Origin of the sequence: Streptomyces misionensis (assembly GCF_900104815.1) — a bacterium.
Lineage (GTDB): Bacteria > Actinomycetota > Actinomycetes > Streptomycetales > Streptomycetaceae > Streptomyces > Streptomyces misionensis.
This window is the reverse complement of the sequence record NZ_FNTD01000004.1, coordinates 2,333,022-2,345,810: the sequence shown is the minus strand read 5'-3', so window position 1 is coordinate 2,345,810 and position 12,789 is coordinate 2,333,022. Positions and strand designations below refer to the sequence as shown.

12 protein-coding genes are annotated in these 12,789 nt (G+C 72.7%); 7 read left to right on the top strand and 5 right to left on the bottom strand.

Going from position 1 to position 12,789, the window contains the following annotated elements:
- Window positions 1-266: 266 nt before the first annotated feature.
- The 6 genes from BLW85_RS12270 to BLW85_RS12245 all read left to right on the top strand — a co-directional run bounded on the left by BLW85_RS12270 (window position 267) and on the right by BLW85_RS12245 (window position 6,175).
- Window positions 267-1,385, top strand: coding sequence for a TraR/DksA C4-type zinc finger protein (locus tag BLW85_RS12270; RefSeq protein WP_074992059.1), 1,119 nt, complete (start codon window positions 267-269; stop codon window positions 1,383-1,385).
- Between the two features lie 67 nt (window positions 1,386-1,452).
- Complete coding sequence (gene lspA, locus BLW85_RS12265) at window positions 1,453-2,022, top strand: signal peptidase II (RefSeq protein ID WP_070028577.1); 570 nt, start codon at window positions 1,453-1,455, stop codon at window positions 2,020-2,022.
- Window positions 2,023-2,109: 87 nt separating this feature from the next.
- Entirely contained in the window at window positions 2,110-3,054 is a 945-nt protein-coding gene (locus BLW85_RS12260; protein ID WP_070028576.1) for an RluA family pseudouridine synthase, read from the top strand.
- A complete protein-coding gene (locus BLW85_RS12255; protein ID WP_070028575.1) occupies window positions 3,051-3,530 on the top strand; it encodes a GNAT family N-acetyltransferase in 480 nt (159 codons plus the stop codon). Before BLW85_RS12260 ends, BLW85_RS12255 begins: the two co-directional genes overlap by 4 nt.
- 143 nt (window positions 3,531-3,673) lie before the next feature.
- A complete protein-coding gene (locus BLW85_RS12250) occupies window positions 3,674-5,260 on the top strand; it encodes a Na+/H+ antiporter (protein ID WP_074992058.1) in 1,587 nt (528 codons plus the stop codon).
- Between the two features lie 174 nt (window positions 5,261-5,434).
- Window positions 5,435-6,175: an SDR family NAD(P)-dependent oxidoreductase gene (locus BLW85_RS12245; RefSeq protein WP_070028573.1), complete on the top strand. Its 741-nt coding sequence runs from the start codon at window positions 5,435-5,437 to the stop codon at window positions 6,173-6,175.
- Between the two features lie 12 nt (window positions 6,176-6,187).
- Here BLW85_RS12245 and BLW85_RS12240 read toward each other — a convergent pair whose 3' ends face one another.
- Complete coding sequence (locus tag BLW85_RS12240; protein ID WP_074992057.1) at window positions 6,188-7,294, bottom strand: mechanosensitive ion channel family protein; 1,107 nt, start codon at window positions 7,292-7,294, stop codon at window positions 6,188-6,190.
- 121 nt (window positions 7,295-7,415) lie between these two features.
- Between BLW85_RS12240 and BLW85_RS12235 the strand changes: the two genes are divergently transcribed.
- Window positions 7,416-7,994 carry a dienelactone hydrolase family protein gene (locus BLW85_RS12235; RefSeq protein WP_070028571.1) on the top strand — a complete coding sequence of 193 codons (579 nt, stop codon included), beginning with the start codon at window positions 7,416-7,418 and terminating at the stop codon, window positions 7,992-7,994.
- A gap of 18 nt (window positions 7,995-8,012) precedes the next feature.
- On the opposite strand, the gene BLW85_RS12230 is transcribed toward BLW85_RS12235, so the two are convergent.
- From BLW85_RS12230 to BLW85_RS12215, 4 genes are all read right to left on the bottom strand, one after another.
- A complete protein-coding gene (locus tag BLW85_RS12230; RefSeq protein WP_074992056.1) occupies window positions 8,013-9,683 on the bottom strand; it encodes an alkaline phosphatase D family protein in 1,671 nt (556 codons plus the stop codon).
- Between the two features lie 93 nt (window positions 9,684-9,776).
- Window positions 9,777-10,586 (bottom strand): thioredoxin domain-containing protein, encoded by an 810-nt coding sequence (locus BLW85_RS12225; protein ID WP_070028710.1) that lies wholly within the window; start codon window positions 10,584-10,586, stop codon window positions 9,777-9,779.
- A 77-nt stretch (window positions 10,587-10,663) separates the two neighbouring features.
- Window positions 10,664-11,347, bottom strand: a complete 684-nt coding sequence (locus BLW85_RS12220) for a hypothetical protein (protein ID WP_070028569.1) — start codon at window positions 11,345-11,347, stop codon at window positions 10,664-10,666.
- An 89-nt stretch (window positions 11,348-11,436) separates the two neighbouring features.
- Window positions 11,437-12,762: a DUF2252 domain-containing protein gene (locus BLW85_RS12215; protein ID WP_070028568.1), complete on the bottom strand. Its 1,326-nt coding sequence runs from the start codon at window positions 12,760-12,762 to the stop codon at window positions 11,437-11,439.
- Window positions 12,763-12,789: the final 27 nt, after the last annotated feature.

Below are 12,789 nucleotides of genomic sequence, written 5' to 3'. Positions count from 1 at the left end.
CGACCGCTTTTCGGGGCGGCGGGGGCGGGCGGGCCGGCGACGGGGCCGGATGCCCCGAATGGCGAGGGTGCGGGGCGCGGGCTTCCGGGTGCGCCCGGCCCGGCGGATTACCCGGCGGGGAGCTGGGCACAACGGATGCAGGCCCGCGGCGCGGGGGTGCGGGCGGGCGAATCGGGCGGTGTGCCCCGTTGCCGCGGGACTCGAGTCGATTTATCGTCCCAGCACGATTCGCGCGCAAGATCACAATATGTGAAGGGGCCGCGGCCATGGTGGCGAAGAAGACCGCGGACAAGGCCGTGGCCGGGGAGACGGCGGCGAAGAAGGGCACGGCCGGGAAGAAGGCCACGCCCGCGAGGAAGAGCACGGCCGCGAAGCCCGCGGGGAAGGCCGTCGCGGAGAAGGGAGCCACCGTGAAGCCGTTCGTGGAGCAGCCGGGCGTGGCCGAGGAGGCCGCCGGGCATCCGGTGGCGAAGAAGGCAGCGGCGAAGAAGGCCGCGGCCAAGAAGGCGGTGGCCGGGAAAACGGCGGCCAAGAAGGCGGTGGCGAAGAAGACGGCGGCCAAGAAGACGGCGGCCGGGAAAGCGGTGGCCGGGAAAGCGATGACCGGGAAAGCGGTGGCCGGGAAGGCGACCGCGGAGAAGGCCACCGAGAAGAGACCGGGGAAGAAGACGGCCGCCGAGAAGACCGCGGCCAAGGACGTGCCGGCCAAGGACGTCCCCGCGAAGGGCTCCCCGGCGAAGCACGATGCCGCGGTCGGCGAGGCCGCCGCGGTCGGCAGCACCCCGGCGGAGAAGGCCGCCGCCGGGAACACCGCGAAGGCCGTGGCCCACGAGGCGGCGCCGGACGAGCGGAGCACGGCCAAGAAGGCGGGCGCGGCGCGGGCCGCGGAGCAGACGGGAGCCACGACGGTGGTTGCGAAGAAGACCCCTGGCACGGCCATGGCGGAGGACGGCGCCGTACCCAAGGCACGCGCCGCCGCGGCGGAGCCGGGCGAACTGGCGGTGCGCCCCGGCGAGGACCCCTGGAGCGGGGAGGAGGTCGCCGAGGCGCGCGCGGAGCTCCAGTCCGAGATGGAGCGGCTGCGGGCGGAGATCAGCTCGTCCGAGGCGTCCCTCGTCGGCCTGATGCGCGACTCCGGGGACGGCGCGGGCGACGACCAGGCCGACACCGGCACCAAGAACATCACCCGCGAGCACGAGCTGGCGCTGGCCGCCAACGCGCGCGAGATGCTGGTCCAGACCGAACGGGCGCTGGAACGGCTGGACGCGGGCACCTACGGGCTGTGCGAGAACTGCGGCAAGCCCATCGGCAAGGCCCGGATGCAGGCCTTCCCGCGGGCCACCCTGTGCGTGGAGTGCAAGCAGAAGCAGGAACGCCGCTCCTGAACGTGTGACGGCGCAGGGGCGTGCCGTAGTCTCGTCCTCACTCGGGCATCTAGGTTGAGGGACTCACGTGGCAGAGGCGGAGAGCGTCATCGGAACGCCGGACACTTCGGACGACAGCGAGCGGCGGACGCCGGAGCAGACGCGCAGCGGCCGTGGACGACGGATCGCCGTGCTGTTCTCCGTGGCGGCGTTCGCCTACGCGCTCGACCTGATCAGCAAGATGCTGGTGGTGGCCAAGCTGGAGGGCCGGGCGCCGGTCGAGGTCGTCGGGGACCTGCTGGAGCTGCACGCCACCCGCAACCCCGGCGCCGCCTTCGGTTTCGCCCCCGCCTTCACCGTGATCTTCACGGTGATCGCCGCCGCCGTGATCGTGGTGATCATCCGGCTGGCCCGCAAGCTCTACAGCTTCCCCTGGGCGGTCGCGCTCGGCCTGCTGCTCGGCGGTGCGCTCGGCAACCTGACCGACCGGATCTTCCGGGCGCCCGGCCTCTTCAAGGGCGAGGTGGTGGACTTCATCGCGCCCAAGGGCTTCGCGATCTTCAACCTCGCGGACTCGGCGATCGTGTGCGGCGGCATCCTGATCGTGCTGCTGTCCTTCCTCGGCCGGGACCCGGACGGCACCATCCACACCAACTGACGGCTCGGCCGGCCCGGAACACCGGGCCGGAGCCGGTTTTCCACAGGCTCGTGCGGGGGCCGTCCGCCCGTCCGGCATACTCGACGGGTGAGCACGATTCCCGAGATCCGTACCCTGCCCGTGCCCGACGGCCTGGAGGGCGAGCGCGTCGACGCCGCCATCTCCCGCATGTTCGGCTTCTCCCGCACGAAGGCGGCCGAGCTGGCCGCGGCCGGCAAGGTGCAGGTCGACGGCGCGGTGGTCGGCAAGTCCGAGCGGGTGCGCGGCGGCGCCTGGCTGGAGGTCGAGATGCCGCAGGCGCCCGCCCCGGTGCAGGTGGTCGCCGAGCCGGTCGAGGGCATGGAGATCGTGCACGACGACGACGACGTGGTCGTGATCGTCAAGCCGGTCGGCGTGGCCGCGCACCCCTCGCCGGGCTGGTCCGGCCCCACCGTCATCGGCGGTCTCGCCGCCGCCGGCTACCGGATCTCCACCTCCGGCGCCGCCGAGCGCCAGGGCATCGTGCACCGCCTCGACGTGGGCACGTCCGGCCTGATGGTGGTCGCCAAGTCGGAGTACGCGTACACCTCGCTCAAGCGCCAGTTCAAGGAGCGCACGGTCGACAAGCGCTACCACACCCTGGTCCAGGGCCACCCGGACCCGACGAGCGGCACCATCGACGCCCCCATCGGCCGCCACCCGAACCACGACTACAAGTGGGCGGTCACCGCCGACGGCAAGCCCTCGGTGACGCACTACGACCTCATCGAGGCGTTCCGCGCCGCCTCCCTGCTCGACGTGAAGCTGGAGACCGGCCGCACCCACCAGATCCGCGTCCACATGGCCGCGCACCGCCACCCGTGCGTCGGCGACCTGACCTATGGCGCCGATCCCACCCTGGCCAAGCGGCTGGGCCTGACCCGCCAGTGGCTGCACGCCGTGCGGCTCGGCTTCGAGCACCCGGGGGACGGTCGCTGGGTGGAGTTCGAGTCCGACTACCCGGAGGACCTCCAGCGGGCCCTCGACCAGGTCCGTGAGGAGACGTACGGATGAGCGCGGACCACGGCGCGCGGCACACCCTGCGGATCGCCGAGGACCCCGCCGACCTGGAGGCCTGTTTCGCGGTCCGCAAGGAGGTCTTCGTCCGCGAACAGGGCGTCGACGAAGCCATCGAGTACGACGAGTACGACGCCGTCGCCGTGCATGTGCTGGCGGTCCGCGCGGACGGCGTGCCGCTGGGCACGGGCCGGCTGCTGACCGGAGCGGCGGCCGTCGCCAAGACCGGCGCGGACCCGTCCGTCGGCTCGCTCGGGCGGCTCGCCGTCGCCCGGGAGGCCCGCGGGCTCGGCATCGGCGCCGCCCTGGTGCGGGCCATCGAGGACGCGGCCCGCGCGCGTGGCCTCGCCGCGGTGGACCTGCACGCGCAGACCCAGGCGCTGGGTTTCTACGAGCGGTTGGGCTACGAGGCGTACGGTCCGGAGTTCCCGGACGCGGGCATACCGCACCGCTCGATGCGCCGCGCCCTGTAGCCGTTCCCCGGAGCGGCCGGCGAAAGCGCCGGTGAACGAGGGTACGGCGGACCCCCCGGGGCGATGTGCCGGGACGGCCGGTGCCCGGGTCGCGTGGCAGGCTTGAAGCCTCTCGTGTGATCGTCGACCCAGGAGCGCCGGCCTTGAATCAGTTGGCTCTGTTGTTCGTCCTGCTGCTCGGGGCCCTGGTGAGCGTTCCGGTGGGGGACCGGCTCAAGCTGCCCGCCCCGGTGCTGATGACGCTGTTCGGCGGGGTCCTGGCGGTCGCCGACTTCGTGCCCAACGTGAACATCCCGCCCGAGCTGATCCTGCCCGGGCTGCTGCCGCCGCTGCTGTACGCGGCCGTACGCCGCACCTCCTGGCGGCAGTTCACGGCCAACAAGCGCCCGATCCTGATGCTGGCCGTCGCCCTGGTGTTCGTGACCATGGTGTGCGTCGCCTTCGTCGCCAACGCGATCGTGCCCGGCCTGTCGGTCGCCGCCGCCGTGGCGCTCGGCGCGCTGATCGCTCCGCCCGACCCGGTCGCCGCGACCAGCGTCGCCGGGCAACTCGGGCTGCCGCGCCGCCTGGTCTCCATCCTGGAGGGCGAGGGGCTGTTCAACGACGTCACGGCGATCGTGCTCTACCACGTGGCGATCGCCGCCGCGGTGAGCGGCACGTTCTCGCCGTGGCACGCCGGACTGGAGCTGGTGCTGTCCGCGGTGGTCGCGGTGGTCGTGGGACTGGCGCTGGGCTGGGGTGCCAACCGGCTGATGGACCTGCTGGGCGACCCGACCCTCCAGATCGGCATGACCCTGCTGGTGCCGTACGCCTCCTATGTACTCGCCGAGAAGCTGCACGGCTCCGGCGTGCTCGCGGTGCTCACCACCGCCCTGTACCTCTCCGAGTACGCCACCGGCGCCGACGACGTGATGACCCGGCTGGCCGGACACACCTTCTGGGACATCATCGACACCCTGGTCACGGGCGTCGCCTTCGGGCTGATCGGTCTGGAGCTGCACAACGCCATCCGCACGGCCAGCGGCCGCTGGGGCGAGCTGATCGGCTGGGCGGCCGCCGTCGCCGGTGTGGTGATCGTCGTCCGGCTGCTGTGGCTGCTGCCGGCGACCTGGCTGACCAAACGGCTGCACGCCCGCCGCGACCTGGACGAGGAGATCCCGACCAGCTGGCGGGAGACGGTGGTGATGTGGTGGTCCGGGATGCGCGGGGTGGCGTCGGTCGCGCTGGCGCTGGCCATTCCGCTGGAGACCGACGCCGGACGGCCCTTCCCGGACCGGGACGAGATCGTCTTCATCGCCTTCGGGGTGATCGTCGCCACCCTGGTGGTCCAGGGGCTGACGCTGCCCTGGCTGGTCGACCGGCTCAGGGTGCAGGCCGACTCCGAGCGGGAGAAGGAGTACGAGAAGGAGCTGGCGGTGCGCGCGGCGAAGGCGGCCAAGCGCCGGCTGCGGGAGATCGAGCAGGTGGAGGACCTGCCCGAGGAGCTGTCCGAGCAGATGCTGCGGCAGGCGTTCGACATCGGCATCCGGATCAGCCCGGACATGGGCGAGGAGGAGCGGCGCGAGGCACAGCACCAGCGGGCCAAGCGGCTGAAGCGGATCCGGCGCATCCAGGGCGAGATGCTCAGCGCGGCCCGGCACGAGGTGCTGGCGGCGCGCAGCGAGCCGGGCATGGACCCGGAGATCGTGGACCGCATCCTGCGCCACCTCGACGTGCGCAGCCTGCGCTAGCGCCGGTGACGCGGTCGCACCGCGGTTTCCGGGCTCCTGCCCGCTTCCCCCGCTCGTCGCACCGCGGTCGACCGGGCGTCTGTCCACAGCCGGCGCAGTTGTGCGGTCATACGAACACACCGTGGTTGTGGACAAAGGCAAGCGCGGGCGGCGGCACGCTCCTACGCTCGGATCATGACTCGCAACATCGTGATCAGCGGAGGCGGTACGGGCATCGGGCTGGCGACGGCCCGGGCCTTCGCCGAGGACGGGGACCGGGTGCTGCTCCTCGGGCGGCGCGCGGAGGTACTGGAGAAGGCCGGGGTGCCGGGGGCGCTCACCCACGCGGCGGACCTCACCGACCCCGCCGACGTGCGGGGCGTCGCCCGCCTCGTCGCCAAGGAGTTCGGCACCGTCGACGTGCTCGTGCACAGCGCGGGCGGCTCCGGGCAGCTGGAGCCCCCGGCCGCCGGCGACGACCCCCTCGACCGGGTGGCCCACGCGTGGACGGTCGCCTTCCAGCTCAACACCCTGACCGCGGCCCTCCTGACCGAGGCCCTGGAGGAGCGGCTGGCCGAACCCGGCGGGCGGGTGCTCTTCCTCAGCTCCATCGCCGCCTACCGGGGCTCGGGCAGCGGCGCCTACGGGGCGTCCAAGGCCGCGCTGCACCCCTACGCCCATGACCTGGCCCGCCGGCTGGGCCACCGGGGCATCACCGTGAACGTGGTGGCGCCCGGCTACATCGAGGACACCGACTTCTTCGGTGACGCCATGGCGGAGGAGCGGCGGGCGCAGCTCATCGCCGAGACCTCCAACGGCCGGGCGGGCCGGCCCGGCGATGTGGCGGCCACCCTGCACTGGCTGGCCTCGCCCGCCGCGGCGCACATCACCTCACAGGTGATCCAGGTGAACGGAGGTGCCGAGCGCGGACACTGAACCGGCCCCCGCTCAGCCCCGGCCGGTGCGCGGGTACTCGTAGGCCTTGCGCAGGGTGCCGCGGTCCGGGGAGGGGACGCGGTAGGGCGGGAGCACCGCGTCCGAGGTGTTGACCCGGGGCAGCGCGTAGGGGTGCTCGGCGGACAGCCAGCTGATCATCTGCTCGCGGACCGCGACCCGCACCGTCCATATGTCGTCGGCGTCCTTCGCGGTCACCAGCGCGCGCACCTGGATGGTGTTCGGCGTCGAGTCGGTCACCACCAGGCCGTAGGCGCGGCCGTCCCAGGCCGGGCACTCGCGCAGGATGTCGCGCAGCTTCTCGCGCATCGCGTCCATCGGCGCGCTGTGGTCGAGGTGCCAGTAGACGATCCCGGTCATCTGCGGGGTGCCCCGCGACCAGTTCTCGAAGGGTTTGGAGGTGAAGTACGACACCGGCATGGTGATCCGGCGCTCGTCCCAGGTCCGTACCGTCAGAAAGGTCAGGGTGATCTCCTCGACCGTGCCCCACTCGCCGTCCACGACGACCGTGTCGCCGAGCCGGACCATGTCGCCGAAGGCGATCTGCAGCCCGGCGAACATGTTCGCCAGCGTCGACTGGGCGGCGACACCGGCCACGATGCCGAGGACACCGGCCGAGGCCAGCAGGGAGGCGCCCGCCGCGCGCATCGCCGGGAAGGTCAGCAGCATCGCGGCCACCGCGACCACCCCGACGATCGCCGAGACCACACGCACGATCAGCGTGACCTGGGTGCGCACGCGCCGCACCCGCGCCGGATCGTGGTGGGCGCGCGCGTAGCGGGTGTACGTCGTCTCGACCACGGCCGCCGCGATCCGGATCACCAGCCAGGCCGCCGCCCCGATCAGTACCAGGGTCAGCGTCCGTCCGACGCCGACCCGGTGCTCCTGGAACAGCTTCGCCTGGTCGTAGGAGCCTCTGAGCAGGGCGGCGCAGAGCACCAGCTGGTAGGGCACGCGGGCGCGCCGCAGCCGTCCCCACAGCGGGGTCTCGGGGTGGCCTTCGTCGGCCTTGCGCAGCAGGACGTCCGTGGACCAGCCGATCAGTACGGTCAGGAACACGGACGCGCCGACCACGATCACCGGTCGCAGTACGGTCTCCATGCATTCGAACGTAACCGGCTGCGCCGATCGTGAACCTGTGACGTGAACCGCTGCCGGACCGGGGCGCCGGCGGTCGGGGCCGCGCTGGGGCCGGGACGGGCGCTGCTGGCACCATGGCCTCATGAACATCATGCTCTTTCACTCGACCTACGGGCTGCGGCCCGCGGTGCGCGACGCCGCGGACCGGCTGCGCACGGCCGGCCACCAGGTGTGGACGCCGGACCTCTTCGCGGGCCGGACGTTCGACACCGTCGAGGAGGGCATGGAGTACAGCGACGGGATCGGCAAGGAGGAGCTGCTGAAGCGGGCCGTGCTGGCGGCGGCGCCGTACTCGGAGCGGGGACTGGTGTACGCCGGGTTCTCGCTGGGCGCCTCGATCGCGCAGACCCTGGCGCTCGGCGACGCCAAGGCGCGCGGGCTGCTGCTTCTGCACGGCACGTCGGACATCGCGGCGAACGCGTACGTGGACGAGCTGCCGGTGCAGCTGCACGTCGCCGAGCCGGACCCGTTCGAGACGGACGACTGGCTCAGCGCCTGGTACCTCCAGATGGGCCGGGCGGGGGCCGACGTGGAGGTCTACCGGTACGCGGGGGCCGGGCACCTGTACACCGACCCCGGGCTGCCGGACTACGACGCGGAGGCCGCCGAGGCCACCTGGCGCGTGGCGCTCGGCTTCCTCGACGGCCTGCCGTCCGCGTAGCGGCCCGCGCGGGGTGCGCTACACCGGGTCGTAGGTCCGCTCGACCTTCTGCGTGCCGCTGCGGGTGCGGTACGAGCGCTGCCAGGCGGCGGTCGCGTTCGGGTCGGTGCGGTCGGACAGGACGTAGTAGTCCATCTGGGCGCGGTCGGCGGTGATGTCGAGCACACCGAAGCCGTGGCGGTCGGTGTCCACCCAGTGGACGTGCCGGTTGGCGGCCTCGATGAGCGGCGCGGCGACCGCGGAGACCGTGCCCTCGGACACCTTGACGATGTCGTCGAGGTTCTCGGAGGTCACCGAGGTGATGACGAACTCGGTGGCGGCCGACCGCGACAGCGGGTAGGTGCCCGCGTCCACCGGCACGTCGTTGGCCCAGGACATGTGGATGTCGCCGGTCAGGAAGACGGTGTTGCCGATGTTGTTCGAGGTCAGGTGGTCGAGCAGCTCGCGGCGGTCGTGGGTGTAGCCGTCCCACTGGTCGGTGTTGACGCCGATGCCGCCCTGCGGCAGGTCGAGCAGCTGGGCGAGCGGCCCCAGCAGGTCGGCGGTGAGCGAGCCGACGACGAACGGCGCGATCATCACCGAGTTGCCGACCAGCCGCCACTTGGTGTCGGAGGCCTTCAGGCCCGCCTTCAGCCAGTCCAGCTGGGCCCGGCCGGTGATGGTGCGGTCGGCGCCGTCCACCGAACCGCTGGTGCCGGACACCTGCTGGGAGCGGAACGAGCGCAGGTCCAGCAGGGACAGGTCGGCGAGCTTGCCGAAGCGCAGCCGCCGGTAGGTGGTGCCCTCGATCGCCGGGCGCACCGGCATCCACTCGAAGTAGGCCTGCTTGGCGGCCGCCTTGCGGGCGGTCCAGGTGCCCTCGGCGCCCTCGGTGTGGTTGACCGCGCCCCCCGACCAGGCGTTGTCGGCGAACTCGTGGTCGTCCCAGATGGCGATGACCGGTGCCTTCAGGTGCAGGGCCTGGAGGTCGGGGTCGGTCTTGTACCTGCCGTGCCGGGTGCGGTAGTCGGCGAGCGTGATGATCTCGTTGGCGGGGGCGTGCGGGCGCACCACCTTGCCGCGAGCCGCGTACTCGCCGGACTTGTACTCGTAGATGTAGTCGCCGAGGTGCAGCCAGGCGTCCAGATCGCTTCGGGCGGCGAGGTGGCGGTAGGCGGAGAAGTAGCCGGCCTCCCAGTTGGCGCAGGTGACCACGCCGAAGCGGAGCCCCGCTATGTCGGCGGTCGAGGCCGGGGCGGTGCGGGTGCGGGCCACCGGGGAGTCGGTGCCGCCGCTGGAGAAGCGGAACCAGTAGTCGGTGGCCGGCTCCAGTCCGCGGATGTCGGCCTTCACGGTGTGGTCCGAGGCGGCCGTCGCGGTGGTGGAGCCCTTGGCGACGACCTGGGTGAGGGCCTTGTCCTTGGCGACGACCCAGCCGACCTCGGTGTCCGGCCCGACGCCCGAGCCGGGGGTCGCCTCCGGTACGGGGGTCACCCGGGTCCACAGCAGGATGCCGTCGGGCAGCGGGTCGCCGGAGGCGACGCCGTGCAGGAAGGCCGGGGCCTGGTCGGCGGCGCGGGCCGGCAGCGCGGCGGTGAGCGGCCCGGCCAGCACAGCGGTGGCCGCCGCGGCCTTGACGACCGTACGGCGGCTCGGGGAAGGGGAGTTGGGGCCCTGGGAGGCCGGCAGTGATCTGTCTCGACTGGTCACGGCCGAACAGGTTACCGGGCAGTAGAACAAAAGAGCGGGCGAACGTGGAAAGTTCGCCCGCTCTTCACCGCGCGGTCGGTCCCGGTCCGGCCGTCAGCCCTTCATGGCCGCGTCCACCGCCTTGTTGAAGTCGGCCACCGTGGAGATCATGTTGCCGCCGTTGAGCTGCTTGCCGTCCATGACGAAGCCCGGCGTGCCGGTCACCCCGTCCTTGTTGTCGTCGAAGGTCTTCGACATGGCCATCGCCCAGGCGTCGTAGGTGCCCTTCTTGACCGCGTCCTGGAAGGCGGCGTTGTTCTTCAGCGCCGGGACGGTGTCGGCGACCTTGATCAGGTAGCTGTCGTCCTTGAACTTGTCGTCGTTCTCGTCCGGGTGCCACTTCGTGGAGTACAGCGCGGTCTTGTAGTCCAGGAACGCCTCGGGGCTGACGTTCAGCGCGGCACCGAGCGCGCTCAGCGCGTTCTTGGAGCCCTCGCCGTTGTCGTGGGCGTCGAGGAACGTGGCGCCCACGTACTGGTACTTGAACTTGCCGTCGTCGATGTCCTTGTGCAGGGTCGGGCCGACGGTCTGCTCGAACTGGGCGCACACCGGGCAGCGCGGGTCCTCGTACATCTTGAGCGTCTTCTTGGCGCTCGCCTTGCCGATGACGACCGTGGTGCCCTTCGTGCCCGTGGTGTGGGCGGGCGCGACGACCTTGGCGCTCTTCATCTGCTCCCAGTAGCCGGGCTTGTTGGCCTGGACCACGGCGTAGCCGATGCCGCCGGCCGCGGCCAGCACGACCACGACCGAACCGGCCACGATCGCCTGCCGCCTGGCCTTGTCGCGCTTGGCCTGGCGCTCGCGTTCCTGGCGCAGCCGCTCCCGGGCCGCCGTCTTCGCCGCCTGGCTGTTCCGCTTGCTCATCTCGGTGATCTCCCTGAGGGGGCGCGCGGTCGTGCCGCGCGCGGGGTACGGGTGGAGGGTGCTCGGGCCGCCGCCGCTCAGTGAGCGGCGAGCGGGGCGGAGCACGGCGGTCCACGCCGTCCCAGGGAGTGCGCGAGGAGCCGGTCGCGGGCGGCCGAGGGGCGCGGGGCCGGGCGCGGCAGCCGGCGGACCGGGGCCGGCCGCACGGCGACCGCGGCCACCGCGAGCAGCAGCGGCCGGAAGGAGACGGCGGCCACGGCGCGCAGCAGCTGCACCAGCGCCCGCTCGCCCCGGCGCAGCCAGGCGGCGGCCAGCAGGCCCACGCACAGGTGCGCGGCCAGCAGCAGCCAGGCGGTGGCCGGACCGGCGTCGGCGAACAGGGTGCCCGCGTGGCCCCGGCCGACCTGGGCGAGCGGGGTGCCCACGGCGCCGCCCCGGCACAGCAGGTCGAAGCCGAAGGCGTGCAGGGGACCGGCGACCGGGCCTTCCGCCCGGCCGTAGCAGGTCTGCTGGCCGGTGGTGAAGACGGTGTCGGCGGCCAGTTCCAGCGGGATCAGCAGGGCCGCGATCCGGCCGAAGCCGCGCTCGCGGCCCGCCAGCGCGTACGCGCCCGCGAAGATCCCGGCGGCGACCGCGGCCACGGTCTCCGCCGGCAGCGGGGCCCGGGACAGCAGCACGTGCGACGCGGTGCCGAGGGTCACGACGAACGCCGTGAACAGCGCCGCGCGCACGGCTCTGAGGTGGGTCCCGGATATGTCCATAGCGAAAGGAGAGTCTGTCACGAAGCGGAGTAAGAGACCCCTAAAGAGGGGCTGTGAGTGCCCGCAGGCTACCGCCTGTGCCCCCGGCCCTACAGCCCCGGGATCCGGCCGTCGCGCAGCAGCTCCACGAAGAGGTGGTGATCCGCGCGGACCCGGGCGCCGTAGCCGAGCGCGAAGTCCGTCAGGAGAGGTGCGAAGCCCTCCTCGTCGGCGGCGATCGCCGCGTCGACGGCCCGCTCGGTGGAGAACGGCACCAGGGACTCGCCGGAGGTGTCGTGCGCCGCCGCGTGCATCGCCGCGGTGGCCCGGCCCAGGTCGGCCACGACCGGTTCCAGCTCCTCCGGGTCGTCCAGGTCGGTCCAGTCCAGGGCGACCGTGTACGGCGAGACCTCGGTGACCAGCCGGCCCGTGCCGTCCAGCTCGGTCCAGCCCAGCCAGGGGTCGGGGTGCGGTTGCAGGGCGCACCGGGAGACCACCGTGCGATGGCCCTCGTGCCGGAAGTAGCCGGCGATGGCCGGATCCGTGATGTGCCGGGCGACGGCCGGGGTGCGGGCCGGCGCGATGCGGATCACGACATCGTTCTCCAGGGCGTCGCTGTGGCCCTCCAGGAGGATGTCGTAGGACGGCAGCCCCGCGGGGCCGATGCCGGTGCCGCGGCGGCCCATGACGTCCTTGACCCGGTAGGACTCCGGGCGGGCCAGGGAGGAGTCCGGCAGGCTCTCCAGATAGCCGTCGAAGGCCGCCAGGACCTTGTAGCGGTCGGCCGCGTCCAGCTCCACCGAGCCGGCGCCCGCCGTGAACCGGCGCTCGAAGTCGCGGACCTCGGTCATCGGCTCCAGCAGCCCGGAGCGGGTGCGCGCGCGGGCCGCCCGCAGCGTGTCGAGCAGCGGACCCCGCGCGGTGTCCAGGGTGAACGGCGGCACCTCGTCGCTCTTGGCGCCCGTGGCCAGCGCGTGGATCCGCTCGCGGTAGGCGCTCGCGTAGGCGGTCACCAGAGCGGCGATCTGCGCGTCGCCGAGCGCCTTGGCGTGACCGAGGAGCGCGAGCGAGACCGCGAACCGCTTCAGGTCCCACAGGAAGGGGCCGACGTAGGCCTCCTCGAAGCCGTCCGCGCCGAAGACCAGGCGGCCCTCGGCGTCCAGGCGGGCGCCGAAGCGGTCCGTGTGCAGGTCGCCGTGGATCCACACCCGCGAGGTGCGGTCGTCCAGGTACGGGCCGCCCCGCTTGCCGGCGGCCAGGTCGTGGTAGAAGAGGCACGCCGCGCCCCGGTGGAACGCCAGGGCCGAGGCCGCCATCCTCCGGAACGCCGTCCGGCACGCGGCCGGGTCGGCGGCCAGGAACCTGCCGAAGGCGGTGTCGAGAACGGCGAGGATCTCCTCACCGCGCTGCTCGGCGCTGAGCTGGGGGACCGACATCGCGGGATGCCTCCTGGTGCGGGAGTG